The sequence below is a fragment of the Sodalis ligni genome (assembly GCF_016865525.2).
Classification (GTDB): Bacteria; Pseudomonadota; Gammaproteobacteria; order Enterobacterales; family Enterobacteriaceae; genus Acerihabitans; species Acerihabitans ligni.
Window position 1 is genome coordinate 888,275 of sequence record NZ_CP075169.1, and the last position, 22,131, is coordinate 910,405.

Annotated in this window: 20 protein-coding genes, 1 tRNA gene and 4 pseudogenes; 8 read left to right on the forward strand and 17 right to left on the reverse strand. The window is 55.6% G+C overall.

Annotated elements, in window-relative coordinates; translation table 11 throughout:
- The first annotated feature begins 33 nt into the window (after positions 1-33).
- Positions 34-681, forward strand: a complete 648-nt coding sequence (locus GTU79_RS04100; RefSeq protein ID WP_203522793.1) for a Rossmann-fold NAD(P)-binding domain-containing protein — start codon at positions 34-36, stop codon at positions 679-681.
- Between the two features lie 168 nt (positions 682-849).
- Here the strand turns inward: GTU79_RS04100 and GTU79_RS31795 are convergent.
- Both GTU79_RS31795 and GTU79_RS04110 read right to left on the reverse strand, forming a co-directional pair.
- Positions 850-1,042: pseudogene (locus GTU79_RS31795) on the reverse strand (Arm DNA-binding domain-containing protein); the annotation flags it as partial.
- A 160-nt stretch (positions 1,043-1,202) separates the two neighbouring features.
- Positions 1,203-1,278 (reverse strand) — tRNA-Phe (locus GTU79_RS04110).
- Positions 1,279-1,917: 639 nt separating this feature from the next.
- On the opposite strand from GTU79_RS04110, the gene GTU79_RS04115 reads away from it, so the two are divergent.
- Positions 1,918-4,074 carry an ornithine decarboxylase gene (locus GTU79_RS04115; protein WP_203522792.1) on the forward strand — a complete coding sequence of 719 codons (2,157 nt, stop codon included), beginning with the start codon at positions 1,918-1,920 and terminating at the stop codon, positions 4,072-4,074.
- Between the two features lie 231 nt (positions 4,075-4,305).
- Here the strand turns inward: GTU79_RS04115 and mltC are convergent.
- The 3 genes and pseudogenes from mltC to mutY form a co-directional block, all read right to left on the reverse strand.
- A pseudogene (gene mltC, locus GTU79_RS04120) lies at positions 4,306-5,392 on the reverse strand (membrane-bound lytic murein transglycosylase MltC).
- A gap of 206 nt (positions 5,393-5,598) precedes the next feature.
- A complete protein-coding gene (locus GTU79_RS04125) occupies positions 5,599-5,871 on the reverse strand; it encodes an oxidative damage protection protein (RefSeq protein WP_203522790.1) in 273 nt (90 codons plus the stop codon).
- 2 nt (positions 5,872-5,873) lie between these two features.
- Positions 5,874-6,959 (reverse strand): A/G-specific adenine glycosylase, encoded by a 1,086-nt coding sequence (mutY, locus tag GTU79_RS04130; RefSeq protein ID WP_203522789.1) that lies wholly within the window; start codon positions 6,957-6,959, stop codon positions 5,874-5,876.
- 170 nt (positions 6,960-7,129) lie between these two features.
- Here mutY and trmB point away from each other — a divergent pair, with 170 nt between their 5' ends.
- The gene (gene trmB / locus GTU79_RS04135; RefSeq protein WP_203522788.1) at positions 7,130-7,849 is read left to right on the forward strand and encodes a tRNA (guanosine(46)-N7)-methyltransferase TrmB; all 720 of its coding nucleotides are present in this window, start codon (positions 7,130-7,132) and stop codon (positions 7,847-7,849) included.
- A 39-nt stretch (positions 7,850-7,888) separates the two neighbouring features.
- Positions 7,889-8,611: a YggN family protein gene (locus tag GTU79_RS04140; RefSeq protein ID WP_132923400.1), complete on the forward strand. Its 723-nt coding sequence runs from the start codon at positions 7,889-7,891 to the stop codon at positions 8,609-8,611.
- 77 nt (positions 8,612-8,688) lie between these two features.
- Here GTU79_RS04140 and hemW read toward each other — a convergent pair whose 3' ends face one another.
- From hemW to GTU79_RS04165, 5 genes and pseudogenes are all read right to left on the reverse strand, one after another.
- On the reverse strand, positions 8,689-9,822 hold the full coding sequence (hemW, locus tag GTU79_RS04145; protein WP_203522787.1) for a radical SAM family heme chaperone HemW: 1,134 nt from the start codon (positions 9,820-9,822) through the stop codon (positions 8,689-8,691).
- Positions 9,815-10,408: an RdgB/HAM1 family non-canonical purine NTP pyrophosphatase gene (rdgB, locus tag GTU79_RS04150; RefSeq protein WP_132923398.1), complete on the reverse strand. Its 594-nt coding sequence runs from the start codon at positions 10,406-10,408 to the stop codon at positions 9,815-9,817. The genes hemW and rdgB overlap by 8 nt, the downstream gene beginning before the upstream one ends.
- Before the next feature lie 24 nt (positions 10,409-10,432).
- On the reverse strand, positions 10,433-10,987 hold the full coding sequence (locus tag GTU79_RS04155) for a YggT family protein (RefSeq protein WP_203522786.1): 555 nt from the start codon (positions 10,985-10,987) through the stop codon (positions 10,433-10,435).
- Positions 10,988-11,036: 49 nt separating this feature from the next.
- Positions 11,037-11,858: a pyrroline-5-carboxylate reductase gene (gene proC, locus GTU79_RS04160; RefSeq protein WP_203522785.1), complete on the reverse strand. Its 822-nt coding sequence runs from the start codon at positions 11,856-11,858 to the stop codon at positions 11,037-11,039.
- A 20-nt stretch (positions 11,859-11,878) separates the two neighbouring features.
- Positions 11,879-12,593: pseudogene (locus tag GTU79_RS04165) on the reverse strand (YggS family pyridoxal phosphate-dependent enzyme).
- A gap of 16 nt (positions 12,594-12,609) precedes the next feature.
- Here GTU79_RS04165 and GTU79_RS04170 point away from each other — a divergent pair.
- Positions 12,610-13,593, forward strand: a complete 984-nt coding sequence (locus GTU79_RS04170; RefSeq protein ID WP_203522783.1) for a type IV pilus twitching motility protein PilT — start codon at positions 12,610-12,612, stop codon at positions 13,591-13,593.
- A gap of 312 nt (positions 13,594-13,905) precedes the next feature.
- On the opposite strand, the gene rhaR is transcribed toward GTU79_RS04170, so the two are convergent.
- The gene (gene rhaR / locus GTU79_RS04175) at positions 13,906-14,769 is read right to left on the reverse strand and encodes an HTH-type transcriptional activator RhaR (RefSeq protein WP_203522782.1); all 864 of its coding nucleotides are present in this window, start codon (positions 14,767-14,769) and stop codon (positions 13,906-13,908) included.
- Between the two features lie 107 nt (positions 14,770-14,876).
- Positions 14,877-15,704 carry an HTH-type transcriptional activator RhaS gene (gene rhaS, locus GTU79_RS04180; protein WP_203522781.1) on the reverse strand — a complete coding sequence of 276 codons (828 nt, stop codon included), beginning with the start codon at positions 15,702-15,704 and terminating at the stop codon, positions 14,877-14,879.
- Positions 15,705-16,075: 371 nt separating this feature from the next.
- Here rhaS and GTU79_RS04185 point away from each other — a divergent pair, with 371 nt between their 5' ends.
- From GTU79_RS04185 to rhaM, 3 genes are read left to right on the forward strand one after another with little or no spacing between them, the layout of a single operon-like run.
- The gene (locus tag GTU79_RS04185; RefSeq protein WP_132923391.1) at positions 16,076-17,332 is read left to right on the forward strand and encodes an L-rhamnose isomerase; all 1,257 of its coding nucleotides are present in this window, start codon (positions 16,076-16,078) and stop codon (positions 17,330-17,332) included.
- Positions 17,333-17,344: 12 nt separating this feature from the next.
- Complete coding sequence (gene rhaD, locus GTU79_RS04190; protein ID WP_132923390.1) at positions 17,345-18,178, forward strand: rhamnulose-1-phosphate aldolase; 834 nt, start codon at positions 17,345-17,347, stop codon at positions 18,176-18,178.
- The gene (gene rhaM / locus GTU79_RS04195; protein WP_203522780.1) at positions 18,171-18,485 is read left to right on the forward strand and encodes an L-rhamnose mutarotase; all 315 of its coding nucleotides are present in this window, start codon (positions 18,171-18,173) and stop codon (positions 18,483-18,485) included. Before rhaD ends, rhaM begins: the two co-directional genes overlap by 8 nt.
- Here rhaM and ruvX read toward each other — a convergent pair.
- The 5 genes and pseudogenes from ruvX to endA form a co-directional block, all read right to left on the reverse strand.
- Positions 18,473-18,916: a Holliday junction resolvase RuvX gene (gene ruvX, locus GTU79_RS04200; protein ID WP_203522779.1), complete on the reverse strand. Its 444-nt coding sequence runs from the start codon at positions 18,914-18,916 to the stop codon at positions 18,473-18,475. The two genes, rhaM and ruvX, sit on opposite strands and share 13 nt — an antisense overlap.
- Positions 18,916-19,479: a YqgE/AlgH family protein gene (locus tag GTU79_RS04205; RefSeq protein WP_132923387.1), complete on the reverse strand. Its 564-nt coding sequence runs from the start codon at positions 19,477-19,479 to the stop codon at positions 18,916-18,918. The genes ruvX and GTU79_RS04205 overlap by 1 nt, the downstream gene beginning before the upstream one ends.
- A 111-nt stretch (positions 19,480-19,590) precedes the next feature.
- Positions 19,591-20,547: a glutathione synthase gene (gene gshB / locus GTU79_RS04210; protein WP_203522778.1), complete on the reverse strand. Its 957-nt coding sequence runs from the start codon at positions 20,545-20,547 to the stop codon at positions 19,591-19,593.
- Positions 20,548-20,558: 11 nt separating this feature from the next.
- The gene (gene rsmE, locus GTU79_RS04215) at positions 20,559-21,290 is read right to left on the reverse strand and encodes a 16S rRNA (uracil(1498)-N(3))-methyltransferase (RefSeq protein WP_132923386.1); all 732 of its coding nucleotides are present in this window, start codon (positions 21,288-21,290) and stop codon (positions 20,559-20,561) included.
- Between the two features lie 120 nt (positions 21,291-21,410).
- Positions 21,411-22,065, reverse strand: a pseudogene (endA, locus tag GTU79_RS04220) (deoxyribonuclease I).
- Between the last annotated feature and the right edge of the window lie 66 nt (positions 22,066-22,131).

The window sequence follows — 22,131 nt, forward strand, 5'->3', positions numbered from 1 at the left end:
CTTTTCATTCACTCAAGGGAATAAGAAATTACGATGAGAGTATTGATTCTCGGAGCGACGGGCCAGGTCGGGCGCTACGCACTAAGCCAGGCATTGGCACATGAGGATATAAGCCTGATAATCGCACCCACGCGCCGGGCTCTTCCTGCTCATCCCAAACTCTGCAACCCCGTATCAGATGATCTGGAGCAAACCCTTCCCGGCATCCAAGCTCTGACCATTGACGCAATGATCTGCGCAATCGGAACAACAATTGCGAAAGCGGGCTCGAAGCATGCGTTTCGGCAGATTGATTACGTTCTGCCGATCACGTTCGCGGAAACAGCTTTGGCCCGGGGGGCATGGGCATGCGCCTTGATTTCCTCACCCGGAGCGTCCTTGAACATACCGCTAACCTATTGTCAGACCAAAGGTGAGTTGGAGCGAAACATCAAGAAGCTCGGTTTCCACTCGCTTACCATTATTCGTCCCGGAATGATTGGCGGTCACCGCGAAGAGTTTCGCTTGGCTGAGAGAGTGATCTTCCCTATTGCCAAAGCACTTGGCCCCATCTTGCCGCTGGGATTGCGCATCAATCCACCCGAAAACATTGCCAGGGCGCTGATCGACAGCGTCCTATACAGAAAAAATGGCATTTGCTTGCTTACTTCGAGAGACCTTGTGGATTATCCGGCCGCGTGATTTTAAAAGTGTTGTGGCCGTAACCCGCTTGAGCGCAGAAAACGTGCAGATTAAGTTCCAGCGCCAGACGGGTCAACATCCGGCCTTTGTAGTTATATAAGTTCCTCCGCAATTCGGGTAGACGTTTCAGCGGCATCGCGGGAAAATATCGGGTCACAATCGGCGCCACGCCTCCGCCAGCGTCACCTTGAGGATAAGCGCCGAAGGCCAGGCGGGATTCTTTGCCGCCGAAGCTGTAGCGGAAATACCACAGACGCGAGCCGCTGGTTGATACCAGTAGATACAGACCGTGGGCATCGGTGATTTTGTAGGATTTTACCAAGGTTTTAGCAGCACGGATTTTACTGTCAGTTAGAGCCATGTGAGGGTCACTCCATTCATCGAACTGAATGACCCGCAATTTGACCCCACATTTTCCGGATACCTAGGGATAAATCAAAACGTATCGGAAAGGGTTTTTACGCCAACTTATTGAATTGCAATAGCATAGGAATTTATAAGGAGGCATAAAAAAAGAATGGTGGTGCCCGGACTCGGAATCGAACCAAGGACACGGGGATTTTCAATCCCCTGCTCTACCGACTGAGCTATCCGGGCAACGGGGCGCATTAAACCGTATCACAAGGATAACGTCAACGGCTTTATCACCTTTGCCCGCTCGGTTGACGAGATTTCATGCAGCCCTCATCCCACCGCCTTGAGGCATATCCGGCTGCCTTTGGAAAGGCATTGAAGCAATAAGTTATGTCATAATTTATCCAAATTAATTAATTTAATTATTAATCAAATAGTTATAATCAATTTGGATTTTGTTTGTTTTAAAGATTTTTTCTTGAACAGAGAGTAAAAAAATGCAATTATTGCCCGAATTTCTCTTATTATTCCAAAAGGTCAATGGGGGCCGCAGGTATGAACAATTCCTTGCTGCTGCGCTGCCACATCAGTCAATTTTGTCTGATGGCGTTCTCCTATTGTCTCATCGATCCCTATTTTTCTTTCCCGCTCACGCCCACCATGCGGTGAGGTTACCCCTGACCAGCTTGTAAGCATGACTGAAATCAGAGGGCTCCTCTGCTTTTCCTTATGCTTATTGGCTGCCGTCATCAGCGGTTTCTTCCATAAGTGCCGAATTTCCTAGTGGAAAACCTTGAAAGTTAATGCGGGTTGAGAAATTTCTCTCCCATTTACGTGCCTCCCGGCACATACACTCATCCTTAACCTTTTGGGATCGGTGACATGAAACTACTTAAGATCGCGGCTAGCGCCAGCCTTGTCGGGCAACTGCAGACAGCACGGGAAATCGTGCTGTTGACCGAGACTGATTTTACCGATGTGGCCGCATTGGTGGTCACTCCGGACGATGTCCGGGCGGGGTTGCTGAATATACTGCGGAACACCGGGCTGTCGATTCCGGCGTTTGTAGCGATAAATGAGCAAGCGCAGGCTGCGGGCATGGCACTACCGAAAGAGGCCTCAGCACTGGTATTGAACGGTTCAAAAGAGAGTGCGGCCCTCTTGGAAGCCGCGGCGGATACTTATCAACAGACGTTGCTACCGCCGTTTTTCGATACCCTGACCAAATATGTCGCCATGGGCAACAGTACCTTTGCCTGCCCGGGACACCAGGGCGGCCAGTTCTTTCGTAAGCATCCCGCCGGCCGTCAGTTCTATGAGTTTTTTGGTGAAAACCTGTTTCGCGCCGATATGTGCAATGCCGATGTGAAGCTGGGGGATCTGTTGATACATGAGGGTTCGGCCAAAGAGGCGCAGAAATTTGCCGCCAAGGTGTTTAATGCCGATAAGACCTATTTTGTACTCAACGGCACTTCATCCGCCAACAAGGTCGTGACCAACGCCTTGCTGACCCGGGGGGATTTGGTCCTATTCGATCGTAATAATCATAAGTCCGTGCATCATGGCGCGTTAATCCAGGCCGGGGCGACGCCAATCTATCTTGAAACCGCCCGTAATCCGTTTGGTTTAATCGGCGGTATCGATGCTCACTGTTTCGAAGAGAGGTATCTCCGGCGCCAGGTGGCGGAAGTCGCTCCGTGGCGGGCCGATGAGCAGCGCCCGTTCCGTCTGGCGGTAATCCAGCTGGGTACCTATGACGGCACCATCTATAATGCCCGCCAGGTGGTGGACAAGATCGGCCATCTGTGCGATTACATCCTGTTTGATTCCGCCTGGGTGGGTTACGAACAATTTATCCCGATAATGGAACAATGCTCGCCGCTCTTATTGGATCTCAACGAACACGATCCGGGGATTTTTGTGACCCAGTCGGTACATAAACAGCAGGCGGGATTCTCACAGACCTCGCAAATCCATAAAAAAGACGCCCATATCAAAGGGCAAAAAAGATTCTGTAACCATAAGCGTTTTAATAATGCGTTTATGCTGCATGCCTCCACCAGTCCCTTCTATCCCTTGTTCGCCGCATTGGAGATCAACGCCAAAATGCATGAAGGCGCCAGCGGCCGGCGTCTGTGGCAGGACTGTGTGACATTGGGAATCGATACGCGCAAGGAATTGCTGGCGCAATGCCGGCTTATCCGGCCCTTTATTCCTGAAACCGTCAACGGCAGACCCTGGCAGGATTACGATACCGGCGTCATGTCCGGGGATGTGCGGTTCTTCAATTTTGAACCGGGCGAGAGCTGGCATGCGTTCAGCGGCTATACCGACAATCAGTATTTTGTCGATCCCTGTAAATTATTATTGACCACCCCCGGTATCGATCGGGTGAGCGGAAATTATTCAGCGTTCGGTATACCCGCCACCATCCTGGCGACCTATTTGCGCGAGCAGGGCATCGTGCCGGAAAAATGCGATCTGAATTCAATCCTGTTCCTGCTCACGCCGGCGGAAGATCGTCCGAAGATGCAGCGGCTGGTGGCGGCGCTGGTGCAGTTTGAACGCTATATCGAGCAAGACGCGCCGCTGTGCGACGTGCTGCCCAGTATTTATGAGAAGCATACCGATCGTTATGAAGGCTATACCCTGCGCCGGCTATGCCAGGAAATGCATGATTTATACGTCAGTTTCGATGTGAAGCAGCTACAGCGGGATATGTTCCGGCGGGAGTGCTTGCCGCAGGTGGCGATGAATCCGCAAGAAGCGAACATCGCCTTTGTGCGCGGTGAAGTGGAGTGTGTCGCCATTAGCAAAGCTGAAGGGCGCGTTGCCGCGGAGGGGGCGCTGCCTTACCCTCCCGGCGTACTGTGCGTGGTGCCTGGAGAAGTCTGGGGCGGGGCGGCGCAGCGTTATTTCCTGGCCCTGGAGGAGGGGCTGAACCTGCTGCCCGGCTTTTCGCCGGAATTGCAGGGCGTCTACGCCATCGAGCAAGAGGACGGCATCAAACGCCTCTACGGCCACGTCATCAGCCGCTAGCCCGAGGGCCGGTTAGCCGACGGTTGGTTAGACTGCTGACAAACATACTCAGTGTCAATAAGGCGGGACGGGCTGCCAGAAGAGTAAACCGTCCGCGCCAGGGATGGCGCGGATCGAGCCTATAGGGACATATTCACGGCGTGTTTACGATCTGGCGGCCCGTCCCGACTGGGCACGTTGTCAACAAGCTCAGGGCCGGATATCCGGCCCTTTAATTTTATTATTTCCCCCTTAGCGCCGGTAGTATTTCTGCAGGGTATTCACCTTATACAGATAACGCCGCGACTCGGCTGACGGATGTCTGGTGGTCAGGGTTTCATACACGTCCGCAGGCTGCAGTTCGTTGATAAGCTCGAAGGCCTGGTTTTTGTCGCTGGAGAACACCCGCAGAACGCTGCCCGCGCCGCCGTTATAGGCGGTGATGACCGCATAGCGCCTTGAGGTGGGATTGGCGATGCCTGCCAGGTAATTCGACTGCAGCAGGGCCAGATAGGCGGTCCCCGTGCGGTAATTTTTTTCTGGCTGTATTATTTTCCGGATCGAACAGGAAGCTGCGGCTTGGCTGGCCCCAACGGCCTTGCATTTTGAACACATCCCGGCCGGCGCTGTGCTGAACCACCTGCATCAGACCCAAGGCATCGGTATGACTGACCGCGTAAGGGTTGAAGCTGGATTCAGTCTGCATGATTGCCAGGATCAGGGATTCGTCCACGCCATATTTTTGCGCGGCGTTACGCACCATCGGCAAATATTTATGGGCACGCTTATCTAGATGGTTAGGCACGAGCTGGATGGTAATCGACCATATCACGTGCATATCGGAAGTCCGGCTCTGGAGCCGGGTTTGCAGCAGATAATCGGCAAAATTGGCGGCCCGTCCCTCCCAGCGAATGGGCTGGCCGGTGTTATCCACCACCTGGCCGTACAGGAAGGGTTCCTTGCTGATCTGGATATCATTGGCGTCGGAGTAAAGGTCGGTGCTGCTCGGATCGTCCCCCATCAGCAGGGTGCTGATAATCGCCTGCCGCAGATGCGCCGCAGGATCGGTGCCGGCGATGGTTTCCACCGTGATGGTGCCGGCGTCAAAGTTGATATGACTGCGGGTTAGGTATTGGTCGGTGTATTTAACGTAATCCTTTGGTCCGGCAATCAGGACTTCATTTATGCCCCAGATGTTTTCAACGTTATTGGCAAATTGCCCCATCAATATATCGAAGCCGTTGGTGTCTTTCACATAGGCTTCATTATCTTCATTTTTATGGCTGGAACACGAGAACAACATGGGCGCTATAACTAGCAAAGCTAAAATTTTCTTCATCTTACATGCCGTGTCGGGACGAAAAATACATAAGGGCTAATTCCGCCCTGAAACATACCCTAAAGAATTCGAGCTGCAGAAAGACAGCGACAAATCCGTCCGGAACAGATTTGAGCAGCGCCTGCGCTGGCCCGAAGGGGCGAGGCCCATGGAGGGGCCGGGTATTGCCAACGCGCCAGCAACATGAAGCATGACGGGTCGAAACGTCATTTGCTGGGCGGAGTATAGCCTTCGACATGCACATCCTGGCCCTCGAACAGGAACTTGACCATTTCCTGTTCGAGTATTTTCCGGTCGGCGGGATTCATCATGCTGAGTTTTTTTTCGTTGATAAGCATAGTCTGTTTGGACATCCACAACGCCCAGGCTTCTTTGGAAATGGTTTCAAAGATGCGTTTACCCAACTCGCCGGGATACAATTGAAAATCCTGCCCTTCGGACTCGCGTTTAAGATAGGTGCAATAAATCGTTCTGCTCATCGTTATTCCTCTTTGGCGACAGGCTGTAGCAATGCCGGTTGCCATGGTTTACCCACTTGTTTTAATAAGCGTTCTACCGGCGCGGCCAGTCCCACTGACGGTGGCTGCGCTAAGTTATACCAGAGTCCGGCGCCTTCATCCATGCAACCTTGCATATCGGTAAGATCCATGCGCAAGGGGACGATATCCAGATGAAAATGGCTGAACGTATGGCGAAAAGCCACCATTTGCTCGCCGCGTTGGATATCCATGCCGCGTCTTTTAAGCCACAGCGCCAGATCTTCCCGCCGGGAAAACTGCGGGAAACAAAACAGCCCGCCCCACAGGCCGACGGCCGGACGCTGTTCCAGCCAAATCCGCTGGTCTGACTGCAATAATAAAAACCAGGCGGTCTTTTCGGGCAAAACCTGCCGGGGTTTTTTGCCGGGATAGCGGGCCCAGGTCCCGGCGGCATAGGCTTCGCACCCCGTATGCAGCGGGCAGAGCTCGCATTTGGGCCTGGTGCGGGTGCACACCATGGCGCCCAGGTCCATCATGGCCTGGTTGAATGCTCCGGCGTCACGGGCCGGTGTGAGCTGTTCGCTTAAGGCCCACAGCCGCTGCTCCACCTCTTTTTTACCCGGCCAGCCTTCAATGGCAAAACAACGGGCCAATACGCGCTTCACATTGCCATCAAGGATAGGATAATGTTGGCCAAGCGCCAATGATAATACCGCGCCGGCGGTGGAGCGACCGATACCGGGCAGCTCCGTGATATCCTCATAGTTCGTTGGAAACACGCCATTGTGCCGGGAGGCTATCAGCCGGGCCGCCTTATGCAGATTTCGCCCGCGGGCGTAATAGCCCAGGCCGGTCCACTGGTGCAGCACTTCGTCCAGCGGCGCCGCCGCCAGCGCGCCTACCGTGGGAAATTTCGCTAAAAAACGCTCGAAATAAGGAATAACGGTGGCAACCTGGGTTTGTTGCAGCATGATTTCAGACAGCCATACTTTATACGGCGTTTTCTCCAACTGCCATGGCAGGGTCTTGCGGCCGAAGCGCTGGTACCAGTCCAGCACTTGCTGCGCGAACTGTTGCGCTTGTATCATCTGGGGAGTTTCACTCTCTGGCGGGTCTCGGGGTCGACGCTTCTGGCAGCGATTCCAGCACAGAGTTGTCACCCTGTAAACAGGAACTTTCTGAGGCCGCCCACTTGCTAATCAAGGTTATCTTTGCATAATGCGCGTTTGCCCATCAACTTGAACGACACGAAACCATTATGAGCAATAATGTTATCTCCCCCGAGTTTGACGAGCAGGGGCGTCCGCTGCGGCGTATTCGCAGTTTTGTCCGGCGGCAGGGTCGTTTGACCAAAGGTCAGCAGCTGGCGGTGGATAAATTTTGGCCGGCAATGGGGGTGGACTACCGGGCCATTCCGATAGCGTTCTCTTCGCTGTTCGGACGGGAGGCTCCGGTAACCCTGGAAATCGGTTTCGGCATGGGGGCTTCGCTGGTCCAGACCGCCGCAGCGCATCCGGATCAGGATTATCTGGGCATTGAAGTACATTTACCCGGCGTCGGCGCCTGTTTGTCGAGTGCAAATGAATCCGGTATCGATAATTTGCGGGTCATGTGCCATGACGCGGTGGAAGTGCTGGAAAATATGATCCCCGATGACAGCCTGGCGCTGGTTCAGCTCTATTTCCCCGATCCCTGGCATAAGGCACGGCATCATAAACGGCGTATCGTACAGGGACCGTTCGTGGATCTGGTGCGCCGAAAACTGCGGGCGGGGGGCGTATTCCACATGGCCACCGATTGGCAGCCTTATGCGGAACATATGCTCGATGTCATGAATCAGGCGGTGCATTTTCGCAATCTTTCGCCACAAAATGATTACGTGCCGCGCCCGGAACACAGGCCGTTGACCAAATTTGAACAGCGCGGACAAAGATTAGGGCACGGTGTATGGGATTTAATGTTCGAAAAAGTGGTCTGATAGTGCGGGCTATACCGCCGTCGATTTTCAGGAGAAGGTATGTTGCGCAAATTGGTGCTGGGTTTATTGATGTTAACGGCATGGCAGGCTCAGGCGGATTATCAGTGTCCGGTCAAGCCGCAGGACGATATTTTTATCAGCTCGCAGCAGGTGAGGGTGGCGGGGGCCAGCGGCGATATCACCATCACTCCCGATGGCCAGGTGGCGCGCAACGGCCAGCCGCTGAACCTGAACGGCGAACAGCGGCGCCAGGCGGCGGATTATCAGGCGTCGGTGCGGGAGCAACTGCCCTGGATCGATGAGGGCGCACGCAGCCGACTGGAAAAGGGACGCATTGCCCTGGACCGGATTATCGTACAGCAGTTGGGTAGCGACAGTCATGTGCGCGAACGGTTGACCACTCTGGATCGGCAATTGAAGCAGCAGATGAACCGTATTATTGAACACCGTCCCGAAGGGCTGGCGTTCCACCACCAGGCCATCGCCCAGGTTGAGCAGGACGGACGTCGCATTGTCCAGGACAGCATGGGGGGCGTGGTGCAGGACAGCCTGAACGAGATGGGGACGCAGCAAGCCATGAAAGCCGCCACCGGCAGCAGCCCGCTGCAAGCGGTTATGGGCAATCTGGGGAGTTTGCAGCAAGCGATTCAAAATGAGTGGAACAGCCAGGAACAGGATTTCCAGCAGTTCGGTCATCAGGTTTGCCAGCGGGTGACTCATCTTGAGCAGCAGCGCGGGGATTTGATGAAATCCCTGCAATAGCCCCGCAACGCGCCCGTTCCCGCGTGGTCGCGTGTTTCACTCTAAAAACCACGCGCCTGTTCCGGCGGTCGCGTGATTTATTCCATAAACATTTCCAGTAACGGGTTCAGGAACAGTTTGCCTTTCTCGGTAACCTGCCAGCAGCTGTCGTCTTCGGAGATATAACCGCCCGCCAGGGCCTGGTCAAGGGCAGGACGGACCGTTTCTTCATCCAGGCCGGTAAAGGCGCTGAACTCCTGCCGTGGGGTGGGTTCCGTGAGCCGGAAACGGTTCATGAAGTACTCAAAGGGCAAATCCGCCGGTTCCACCCCATAGCGCTTCTCCAGGTAGTTTCCTTGCATATAGCCACGGGGATGGCGCGTTTTGACCGTGCGCAGCAGGGTGCCGTCGGCCTGGGACAGCTTGCCGTGGGCGCCGCAACCGATGCCGAGATAATCGCCGAAACGCCAGTAATTCAGGTTATGCTCGCATTGAAAGCCCGGTTTGGCATAAGCGGAGGTTTCGTATTGCCGGTAACCGGCGGCGGCGAGCAGGTGGTTTCCCTGCTCGAAGATATCCCACAAGGCGTCGTCGTCCGGCAGGACCGGCGGACGGGAACCGAACAGCGTATTGGGTTCGATGGTCAACTGGTACCAGGACAGATGCGGCGGATTGAGGGCGATGGCCTGGCGTAAATCGTCCAGGGCCTGTTCCAGCGTCTGATCGGGCAAACCGTGCATCAAATCGAGATTAAAGCTGCGCAAGCCCAGACCGGCGGCCAGGCGGGCGGCCCCGCGGGCCTCCTGCGCACCATGAATCCGTCCCAGACGGATCAGTTTCTCTTCATTGAAGCTCTGCACCCCGATGGAAATGCGGTTTACACCGGCCTGATGATAGGCGTGAAAACGTTCGGCCTCTACCGTGCCCGGATTGGCTTCCATGGTAATTTCCGCGAAGGCGTTCACCGGCAATCGCCGGCGTACGCCATCCAGCAGGCGTTGCATGGCCTCGGAGCTGAGCAGGCTGGGAGTGCCGCCGCCGATAAAAATCGTGCTGATATCGCGACCGCCGGTATAGGCCAGATCCTGGTCCAGATCCGCCAGCAGATGATTCACGTACTCCTCATGGGGAACGTCGCCCTTCAGCGCATGTGAATTGAAATCGCAATAGGGGCATTTCTGTACGCACCAGGGGATATGGATGTACAGGCTGAGAGGCGGCAAGCTAAGCATGACGCAGGCCGTCCAGCAACAGCGCCAGGGCTTGGCCGCGATGGGACAAGCTCTGTTTCTCAGTCCGGCTCAATTCGGCGGCGCTGCAATCCAGCGCGGGGATCCGGAACACCGGATCATAACCGAACCCGCCGTCGCCCACTGCATCAGGCCCGATAACGCCGCGCCAGGCGCCGTGGCAAACCAGGGGAATGGGATCGTCGGCGTGGCGCAGATAGACCAGTACGCAATGGAAGCTGGCGCCGCGCTGGTGTTCCGGTACGCCTTTAAGGGCGTTTAACAGTTTTTCCAGATTTTGCCGGTCATCGGCATCGGGGCCGGCATAGCGGGCCGAGTATATTCCCGGCGCGCCGCCAAGATGGTCCACCGCCAGCCCGGAGTCATCGGCAATGGCGGGCAGGCCGGTGACGCGGGCGGCATGGCGCGCTTTAAGCAGGGCATTTTCAATAAACGTCAGGCCGGTTTCTTCCGCCGACTCCACCCCGAGCGAGGCCTGCGACACCACCTCCAGGCCGAAATCCGTCAGCAGTCCGGCCAATTCGGCGACTTTACCGGCATTACCGGTGGCCAATACGATTTTTTGCATAGTCCTGGTCCTTACGGATACCGTTTACAGCTGATACCACAGCCCCTGAAACAGATCCATCCCCAGATAGTTCAGCAGATAGAGGATCAAAATAACCACCATGGCGGAGAAGTCGATACCGCCCATGGCCGGAATAATGCGCCGAATCGGCGCCATCAGCGGTTCGCTGAGCTGAAACAGCACGTAATCCATCGGGCTGCGGCCCTGGCTGACCCAGCTCATCAAGGAACGGATGATAATCACCCAGAACACCAGCTGCCCGGCGGCTTTCAGCAGCGTCAGCAGCCCCACCAGCAAATTCAGCGGATCCACCGCTAACGCGCCGGCCTGAATCAGCATCAACAGCGGGAATTTCAGCGTGGCCAGAATATAGGCCAGTAGCAGCGACGCGCTGTCAATGGGGCCCGGCGACGGAATAATACGGCGCAGGGGGCCGATAATCGGCTGGGTTATCTTGACGATAAATTGCGAAAACGGATTATAAAAATCGCAACGTACCCATTGCATCCAGATACGCAGCAATAGCACCATGATATAGAGATCAATCACGGTGGTGACCAAAAACGTCAGCGTCAACATAAGAAGAAAGTGTCCTTAATAACGTTAAATTGCACGGAGTCGCGAAGTATCAGAATAATTTTTCCATTTCTTCCGCGCGCTTGACCGCCGCCCGCATGGCCTCGGCGACGGTTTGCGACAGTTGCCGTTCATCGAACACCTGCAGCGCCGCGGCGGTGGTGCCGCCTTTCGATGTGACATTTTGCCGCAATGTCCCAAGGGGGGTATCGGGACTTTTTTCAGCCAGTTCGGCGGCGCCGATGGCTGCCTGCCTCACCAGCATGGCCGCCGTCTCCTGGTCGAATCCCTGGTTGACGGCTTCTTGCTGCATGGCTTCCATCAACAGGAAAAAATAGGCCGGCGCGCTGCCCGCTACGGCGATAATTCCGTTGATATCGCTCTCTTTCCCCAGCCAGCAGGTTTTACCCACCGCGCCCATCAGGCCGGCGGTGAAGTCGCGGTCGGCCCGGCTCACCTGTTCCGGCGCGTAAAGCCCGCTCATGCCTTTACCCACCAGCGAGGGGGTGTTCGGCATAATCCGCACCAGATTTATGGATTCACCCAGCAGCGCCCGAAAGCGGCTCAGGTTTACCCCGGCGGCGATGGACAGCACCAGTTTGCCGGAAAAATCCACGTTCTCAAAAAGCTGGCGGCAAACATCCGCCATCAGCTGTGGTTTCACCGCCAGAACCACCACATCCGCCGATTGGGCGGCAGCGCTGTTGTCATCGACGGCGTGTACTGAAAAACGTTCCGCCAGCGCGTCGCGGCGCTGGGCCGTCGGCGCGCAAACGGTGATAAGTTCGGCGGGATAGCCTTGCGCCACCAGGCCGGAGATGATGGCCTGCGCCATATTGCCGGCGCCGATAAAGGCGATTTTGCGCTGTTGCATGCTCTTCCTCATCATTATGATTATGCTGTGGGGGCGCCGTAATCCCTGGCGCCGAAAATAGCGGTACCGATTCTTACCCAGGGTACTGCCGGCCGCAATCGCCGCCGCCATATCGCCGGTCATCCCGAGAGACAGGGTGTCGGCCTGGGGGAACTGCCGGCGTAAACCGTTAAAAAGCGACGCCATCCGCTGAAATACCGCCAGCTGCCGCTGATAATCGCTCTCCACCGCCGGGATGGCCATCAGTCCGCGCAGCCGCAAGCGGGGCAGTTCCGCCACCGCCGCCGCCAGCTCAGGCAGCCTGTCGGGCATAATACCCGACTTGCTCTCCTCGCCACTGATATTTATCTGAATCAGCACGTTCAACGGCGCCGATTCCGCCGGGCGCTGATGGTTCAGTCTCTGTGCCAGTGGCAGGCGATCCAAGGTGTGCAGCCAGTGAAAATGTTCCGCCACCAGGCGGCTTTTATTCGATTGCAACGGGCCGATAAAGTGCCATGACAGGGGAGGGATAAATTCCCGCTGCTGAAAATAATGGATTTTTTCGACGCCTTCCTGCACATAATTTTCGCCAAAAGCCCGCTGGCCGGCGGCAATGGCTTCTTCGATCGCCTCCACAGGTTTGGTTTTGCTGACCGCGAGCAAAGAAATTTCCCCGGGATCGCGGCCGCATTCCCTGGCGGTAGCCGAGATTCTTGCTGTTACCTGCTGTAAATTCTGTTCGATAGCGCTCATGTTTTCAGGAGGTCGTATGAATATGGATGAACTGGTGGCCCATAGTGTAAAGCATAATGCGTCAGATCTGCACCTTTGTCCGGGTTTGGCGCCCATCGTTCGTATCGACGGCGAGCTGCGCTCCCTGAAGACTCTACCACCCCTCGGCGAAGATATTATTACCGGCTGGTGCGAAGGCTTTCTCGGCCCCCGCGGCCGGGACGCGCTGGCACTGTCCGGCCAGGCGGACGGCGTGACGGCGCTGGCCGGCGGCCGGCGTCTGCGCGCTCATTTTTTCCGCCAGCATACCGGCGTTTCGGCCGCCTTCAGGCTGATTCCCGCGCAGATACCCACGCTCTGCGCGTTAGGGGTGCCGCCGGAGATAACGGAACTGCTGGCCCGGTCACAGGGCCTGCTGCTGGTGACCGGCGCCGCCGGCAGCGGCAAATCCTGCTCGCTGGCGGCCATGGTGGATCATCTTAACCATCTCCGCCGGCAACATATCATTACCCTGGAAGACCCGGTGGAATTTATCCATCGGCCGGATCGCTGTCTCATTCAGCAGCGGCAAATCGGCGAGCATTGCCGAAATTTCCGGGCCGGCCTGCTGGGGGCGCTGCGGGAGGATCCGGACGTTATCCTGCTGGGGGAGTTGCGCGACGCCGCCACTGTCCGTTTGGCGCTCACCGCCGCTGAAACCGGCCACCTGGTGCTGGCGACGCTGCACGCCCGGCATGCGTGCCAGGCCGTCAATCGGCTCCTGGACGCGTTCTGCGCCCAGGAGCAGGATTTTGCCCGCGGCATGCTGGCCGACAGCCTGCTGGCGGTAATGGCGCAAAAATTGGTGGCGCGGCAGCAGGGGGGCCGCATGGGTCTGTTTGAGCTGATGATCGCCACGCCGGCGGTGCGCAACCTTATCCGCGAAGGTAAAACCCATCTGCTGCCGGGACTGCTGCAGACCGGAAAGGGACAGGGCATGCTGACTTTTGAGCAAAACTCTCGGCAGCGGGGCGGCGGTTAGACCCCCGTTGTCCACGGTTCTATGATTTTACCAAGGGGGCCGCTAGGGTCATGAAATCTTAACAAACTGATGGGAGCAATTTTGCCATATAGTTTTTGCCGCGATGAGGAATATTTCTATTTATAGACACGCCGTTTATTTTGAAAAACGTTTATTGTGAAGAATTGTGTAATAACTAACTAAGCCGGTATATCTAATTAAAAAAACGCGTGACGTCGTTGCTGGCGAAGAATATCAGAACGGGGGAATGGAATAAAAACCGCAGGGCAGCAAAGAAGAGGCTATTGGACGGTCAAAGAAAATGACAATAACTTAACCGTTTCCCGTGGTGCCGTGATTTTTTTTCTGAAACCGCTGACGATATTGCCGGGGGGAGATACCGTAGGATTGATTGAACACCACGGAAAAATAATTGCTGTCGTCGAATCCGCATTGGGAAGCCACCTCGCCGATGGTTTGTTGCCCGCGGCGCAATAGGTCCATGGCTTTGCAAAGCCTTAGCTGCCGTAAATACTGGTTAACGCCAATGCCGGTCTGCTGTTTGAACAGCGATTTCAAACTGCGGGCATTCAACTGGTGTTGCCGGCAAAAGTCTTCCAGACGAAAGGGCTCATTGATACTGACGCGTAACGCCATCAGCAATAAATCCAGCTGTTCGGCATCGGAAAGCAGCAGACTGTCCGGAGAGTGGCGGAACCGTTTGAGCAACAGCGCCACCTGGAGAAACAGCGCTTCGCTGAGCATAATCGACAGCGGGTCGGTTTTCATGCATTCCCGCGCCAGCGCATCCACTTCCCGCCGCAGGACCGACATGCCCGGCGTGCTCAGCCGCCAATATCGCTGGGCCTGATCGACGTTTTCCCCCGGCAGCAGGGAGTCCCAGTCAGAGGATAGCGTCAGGCGATGGCGGCAATACAGGATATTATCCAGCTCCAGGTCGTTGACGGATTCGTAGCTGTGTTTATCGGCGGCGTTGATATAAAACAAATCGCCGCAGGTAATGGTGTAAGGCACATCGTTCAGGATATGCAGGCCGTTGCCCCGCCAGACGATGACCAATTCATTGAATTCATGGGTATGGGCTGAAAAGGCCGGCTGCGGATGACGATCCTCGACGGTGATTGCATTTTTATCTGACAGGAAATAATCGGTAGTATCCAGTTTCAGATGTGACATCGTGACCTTCCCCGGCACCTACACAAAAGGGGAATAATGGCACGTTCGCGAGAGCGATTTATTGCGCCGGGCATCATTTGCCATAATTCACCGTTAACTCATTGAAATCAATGTTCCCCGTTACGGAGCGTTTTAGGTGATAAAGAAAACTCCCGGCGGAACTGGGTGGAAAAATGATTACTGTCGCTAAAGCCGCAGGCGTGGGCAATTTCGGTAATGGTTTTATCGCTTTGCTGTAATTGCTTGCGTGCTTCCAATAAGCGCAGCCGGTTCAGGTAGCGCTGCGGGGTCATGCCGGTCTGCTGCTTAAGCTGGCGATGCAGGGTGCGCAGCGGCAGGGAAAACTGTTCCGCCAGGGCCATCCAGTCGATATCGTTGCAAAAGTTATGCTGCAACCAGCGTAACAAACCCTGCAAGCGCTGCTCCCGGTTGCCGTCGCCGCGGTTTTGGAAACAGCCGTTGCGCAGCATGATAAGCAATTGCAGAAACTGCCCTTCGCTGGCGGCAATGCTTTCCGGCGAAGTGTCCGCCATCAAGTCGCTCAAGGCGCGGATATACTGTTTGGCCTGTTGCATCTGCGCATGATTTATCTGCCAGCTCAACTGGCCGTCCGGCAGGTCGCGCGAGGGCAAAAAATCACTGAGGTCGGCCAGATAGCGAAATCCGTGGGGGGAACGGTACAACACGTTAATCAAATTCAGATCGTCGACGTTTTCAAAAAGATGATGATCGTCGGCACGAATAAAACAGACTGTTCCGCTGCCTAGCACGTAGGGCTGATCGTTGAGAACATGGATACCCGATCCCTTTTCAACGAGGACGATCTCCCAAAAATCGTGGTAGTGCTCGGGGAATGCAGGCTGAGGCCAGCGTGGTTCAATGGCCACCGTCGCGTCTTTTGAAATAAAGAAATCCTCACCGCAGAGTAAAGTCATTGCCGGTACCTCACCGTTATAGGGACTTTATAGTAAGGCGTGCTACTAAAATATAACCTTAAATTATTGACCGGCATCAGTGTCATTCGGGTTATTTTTTAAAGATTGGTGATAGTAAGATCAAAATTGCGGCGGTGATCACAGATGCGCCGACAATATATTTTTTTACATCAGGGACCCTGGCTGCCTGCCATATTTGTGATCTGCTTCACATTCATCTTCGCTATTCTGCCACCCGTGCATTCGGGGTGGCATTCACCGGAAGGTGATTAATGAACAAAGTTCTTACACTGCCAGCCATAGAATAAAAGAAATAATCGTAATGGCCGTGGGGAATATTCTCGCTGTCCATCTGACAGAGGAAGCTTATTATGAGTCAATCCATTGAAAATGCCTGGCAATTGGCAAGGCAGCGTTATGCGGATATTAATGTCGACGTTGACGCAGCCTTGACATTGCTGGATACCTTGCCGGTTTCAATGCACTGCTGGCAGGGTGACGATGTGGCCGGTTTCGAGAACCCCACCGGATCGCTGACCGGCGGCATTCAGGCCACCGGCAATTACCCCGGCAAAGCGCGTAATGTCCGTGAGCTGCGTGGGGATTTGGAGCTGGCTTTCCAGTTGATTCCCGGCCCGAAGCGGCTGAATCTCCACGCCATTTATCTGGAGGCCGAGGGTCGGGTTGAGCGTAATGAAATCGAGCCGAAGCACTTCGCCGGCTGGGTGGACTGGGCGCGTAATCACGATTTGGGCCTGGACTTCAATCCTACCTGTTTTTCACACCCCCTCAGCGCCGATGGCTTTACCCTGTCCCATGCCGATGCAGGCATCCGCCGCTTCTGGATTGAACACTGCCAGGCCAGCCGCCGGATATCCGCCTACTTTGGCCGCGAACTGGGTACTCCGTCGGTGATGAATATCTGGGTCCCGGACGGGATGAAGGACGTCACCATCGACCGGCTGGCGCCCCGGCAGCGCTTTATGGCCGCACTGGACGAGGTGATAGCCGAAAAGCTGGATAGCCGCCACCATATCGACGCCGTCGAAAGCAAACTGTTCGGCATCGGCGCCGAAAGCTATACCGTGGGATCCAGTGAATTCTGCCTGGGTTACGCCAGCAGCCGCGGTATCGCCCTTTGTCTGGATGCCGGCCATTTCCATCCCACCGAGGTTATCTCCGACAAGATCTCCAGCGCCATGCTGTTTGTGCCCCGGCTGCTGCTGCACGTCAGCCGTCCGGTGCGCTGGGACAGCGATCATGTGGTATTGCTGGACGATGAGACCCAGGCCATCGCCAATGAAATCATCCGCCATGATTTGTTTGATCGCGTGCATATCGGACTGGATTTTTTTGATGCGTCCATTAACCGCATCGCCGCTTGGGTCATCGGTACCCGCAATATGAAAAAAGCGCTTCTGCGGGCTCTTGTGGAACCCACGGGGCAACTGCGTGAATTGGAGCAGCAAGGAGATTACACCGCGCGCCTGGCGTTGCTGGAAGAGACCAAATCACTGCCCTGGCAGGCGGTGTGGGATAAATATTGTCAACTTCACGATGTACCGGTCGGCGGCGATTGGCTGCGGGTGGTTCGTGAATATGAAAGTTCCGTATCAAGCAAACGCTGAGGATAATGAGTTATGCAAACCATACTTTCTTCCTGGTTCGTACAGGGAATGGTCAAAGCCACCACCGACATGTGGCTTAAAGGTTGGGATGAGCGCAATGGCGGTAACGTCAGCCTGCGTCTGACGCCGGAGGATGTCGCTCCGTACCGTGCGGAATTCAGCCCCCAGCCCCGTACCGAATCCTTGACCCAGGGGGTGCCGGAATTAGCCAATTCCTATTTTTTGGTTACCGGTTCGGGAAAGTTTTTCCGCAATGTGCAATTATCCCCGTCGGATAATCTGGTGCTACTGCAAGTCAATGCCGAAGGAAACGGCTACAGTATTCTCTGGGGTCTGACCGCCGGCGGTCTGCCCACCTCCGAACTGGCGTCTCATTTCCAGTCCCATGTGGTGCGCAAGCAGGTGACGAAGGATAGCAACCGGGTCATTATGCATTGCCACGCCACCAATCTTATTGCCCTGAGCTATGTGCTTGATCTGGATAGCGCCCGCTTTACCCGCGAGCTCTGGGAAGGCAGCACCGAATGTCTGGTGGTGTTCCCGGACGGCGTGGGCATCGTGCCCTGGATGGTGCCGGGCACCGACGGCATCGGCGCGGCCACCGCTGAACAGATGGAATCCCATCCGCTGGTTTTATGGCCTTTCCACGGTATTTTTGCCAGCGGCCCAACCCTTGATGATGCCTTCGGTCTTATCGACACCGCGGAAAAGTCGGCGGAAATCATGGTTAAGGTCCGCTCCATGGGCGGGAAAAAACAGACTATCAGCCGGGAGGAACTGATTGCCTTGGGCCGCCGGTTCGGGGTGACGCCGATGGCGGCGGCGCTGGACGTGCAAAATGATTAGGAAGGCTTTCGTCATGCAGGTGAATCCCGAGGCCCATGAGGAGTACCGCCACCGCCACAATCCCATCTGGCCGGAGCTGGCGCAAACCCTCAAGGCCCACGGCGCACATCACTACAGCATTTTTATGGATGAAGAACGCCACCTGCTGTTTGCCTATGTTGAAATGGAATCCGAGGAGCGCTGGAATGCGGTGGCGCAAACCGAGGTATGCCGGCGCTGGTGGAAATACATGACCGCCGTAATGCCGTCCAACGAGGATAACAGCCCGGTGAGCAACGAATTGAAAGCGGTGTTTTATCTGGAGTGAGGCGTGTTCCCGGTCATCTGCTGTTCAAAGTAGCTTTCCAGGATAATGACCGCCGAGCCGGCATCGACCCGGCCCTTGCTCAAGGCACGGAATCCCCCGCGTTCGAATAAACCGGCGCGGGCTTCCACGGTGCTCAGCCGTTCATCGTGCAGCACGACCTCGTAGCCGAAACGGCCGTGCAGACGGTTGGCGAACTTGCGCGCCCGCAGGGTGAGGGGCTGTTCGCTGCCGTCCATATTCAATGGCAGTCCTACCACCACCAGATCCGGTTGCCACTCATGCAATAATTTTTCCACCTGCAACCAGTCGGGAACGCCTTCCTGCGCCCTGAACGCCGTTAATGGCCGCGCGGTACAGGTAATCTCCTGGCCGATGGCCACACCGATGCTTTTGGTACCGAAATCAAACGCCATCATAGTGCGATTGGACATTATGCATGGCCTGCTTCGTTGGCGATATTATGCATATCGATACCTAATTTGCGCGCCGCGTCGCGCCAGCGGGACGCGATGGGGGTGCGAAACAGGATTTCGCTGTCGGCGGGAATAGTCAACCAGGCGTTTTCCAGCAGCTCATCTTCCAACTGCCCTTTTTCCCAACCGGCGTAGCCCAGCGCCACCAGGACGTCCTGCGGCTGTTGGGCCGTTCCAAGGGTTTCCAGTACGTCTTTGGATGTGGTGATCATGGTTTCTTCGGAAATAGCGATGCTGGAGCCGAATCCTTCTTTAGGCGTGTGGAGGATAAACCCCCGATCGTCCGCCAGCGGACCGCCGGCAAATACCGGCTTATCCAGCCGGATGGCAGGGTCTCTCTCTACCGGCATGATTTTCAGCTTGAGGAGCACACTTTCTACTGTGAATTGCTCCACCGGCTTATTGATGATCAATCCCATGGCCCCCTCATCGTTATGTTCGCAGATATAGATTACCGAGCGCTTAAATAACGGATCCTGGAGTGAGGGCATGGCGATAAGGAAGTGATGCTGTAAATTCATTCTGACTTTTTTTATATAAAGAGTTTAATAAATAGGCGAAGAGCAAGTATGCGGGTAAACGGTCAATAAGTCACTGGCCGCAAGGTAAATCCTCTTGCGACCAGCCACAAATCAGTTTTTTCCCTGGGCTAATCTTTTTTCAATGGCGTCTAACAGCATGCCGGTGATGGAGATGGGAAATGCGGCTTCGATTTCCCGCACGCAGGTGGGACTGGTGACGTTTATCTCCGTCAGCTTGTCGCCGATAATGTCCAGACCGACAAAAATCAGGCCTTTTTCTTTTAATATCGGGCCAACGTCGCGGGCGATTTTCCAATCGCTTTCCGTCAGCGCTCGGGCTTCGCCACGGCCGCCCGCCGCCAGATTGCCGCGGGTTTCACCGGTTTTGGGGATGCGTGCCAGGCAGTAAGGCACCGGTTCGCCGTCTACCACCAAGACCCGTTTATCGCCATCCTTGATGGCCGGCAGGAAATTTTGCGCCATGCAAAAATGCCGGCCGTAACCGGTGAGGGTTTCGATGATTACCGAGAGGTTGGGATCTTCGGGTTTCACCCGGAATATGGAGGTGCCGCCCATGCCATCCAGGGGTTTGAGAATGATGTCCCCATGCTGGTGCCAAAAAGCGCGGATATGATCGTCCCGGCGGCTCACCAGCGTATCGGGGGTATGGTGGGCAAACCAGGCGGTAAAAAGCTTTTCATTGCAATCGCGCAGGCTTTGGGGCTTGTTGACAATCAGGGCGCCTTTATCTTCGGCCCGTTCCAGGATATAGGTCGCATAGATGAATTCGGTGTCGAACGGCGGATCCTTGCGCATCAGGATGACGTCGAGGGAGCCTAGTTCAATATCCTGCTCCCCATGAAAACTATACCAGTCGTCATAATCCTGCTTTACCGCCAGCAGCCGGGTGGTGGCCCTGGCTTCGCCGCCGCGCAGGTAGAGCGAACTCATTTCCATATAGTGAATCTGCCAGCCGCGGCGTTGCGCTTCGAGCAGCATGGCGAAACTGGTATCTTTCTTGATGTTGATGGACGAAATGGGGTCCATAACAATGCCGATCTTTATCATTGATTTCTCCTTTAACCCAGATCACCGAAACGAACCTGTAAAGCCGTAATGGCGGTGAGCGCTGTGGTTTCTGTGCGCAAAACTCGGGGCCCCAGCTGGATTTCGGTAAATCCGTGGCTGGAGGTCATGGCAATTTCTTCGGAGGACAAGCCTCCTTCCGGACCAATGAGCAACCGCACCCGTTCCACCGGCAGCGGCAGGGTATTAATGCTGTGCCGGGCCCGCGGATGCAGATTGAGTTTCAGTCCCGGTTCATGTTCCGCGCACCAATCGTCGAGATTCATGGCGTCGCGGATCTGCGGCAAGGCGTTGCGGCCGCATTGTTCACAGGCGCCGATAGCGATTTTCCGCCACTGCTGGATCTTTTTTGCCAGGCGCTCTCCTTCCAGCTTGATGCCGCAGCGTTCTGAAAACAATGGGGTAATGACATTCACTCCCAACTCGATGGATTTCTGGATGGTGAACTCCATTTTTTCGCCCCGGGACATCACCTGGCCCAAATGCAGGTGTAGCGGTGATTCGCAGTCCTGGGGCCGTACGGCATGGACCTGAGCCACGACGTTTTTTTTGTCCGCCACGGTAATCCGGGCATCGAAGACATGATTGCTGCCGTCAAAAAGATGCAGGGGCTGTCCTTCGGACAGGCGCAGCACCCGGGTCAGGTGGTGGGTGGCATCCTCGCTGAGCTTCACGCTGCCCTCGGCCGGGAGCGGCCCGGCATGATAGATACGCGGTATACGCATGCTGTTATCGTTTTTCCTGGAGTCGAAAATACCCGCTGCGCGTCGCGGTTACGCAGCCTGGAGTCGCTTTCCGGCGCCGTTTGGCCGCGCGTCGGGTTGTCCTATAGTAGGTCAGGGGTTTTATGACTGGCAAGCCCGCTGAACAATAAGGATTGGCATTCCCTTGCACCGCCTCGATGCGCCTGTCGCGTTGGCATTCCCAGGGCGTGACCGGATAAAGCCGGTCCCAGGCCTCGAACAGCTGGGTTTGCTGGCTCGACAGGTGCAAGTGATAGCGATCGCGCATATAAAAATAGGTGCGGGCAATGGTGCCCCGTGCGCGGGCCGGCGGCTCCGCCAGCTTATTTTTGAAATCGATTTTCATGGCGCATTGGCCGTATTGTCCTTCACCGCCGTTCCATTGACCGTACTGGAAGTTTTCCCGGTCGCCGTTGATTTCGCCGACGGCGGGCTGCAGATTGTGCAAATCATTTTCCATTTGCCGGTAGCCGGCGTCTTCGGCGCAATGTTTGCGGCCGCCGTTTTGCCAGCATTGCCGCTGATGTCCGAACTCCCAGGCCGGTACCACATGCTCCCATTCGATACGGTTGGCGCGCAGGGCGCTTTTGCGAATTTGGTAACCGCAGGAAGCCAGGTCCGGGATGCCTTTTTTACCTTGCCAGGTGATTTTACAGCCGCAGTAAAAGCTGCCCGGGGCGTCCTGATTGATTTTGACCGCCGCCGCCTTGGCCTGGCTGAAGTTATTGATTCCTTTGGCCGGTGCAACGGCGGGCATCAGCAGTAAGGGGAGAGAATAGAATAAGTAAAGTAACAGAGTCCGGAGCGTTTTATTTGGCATAAC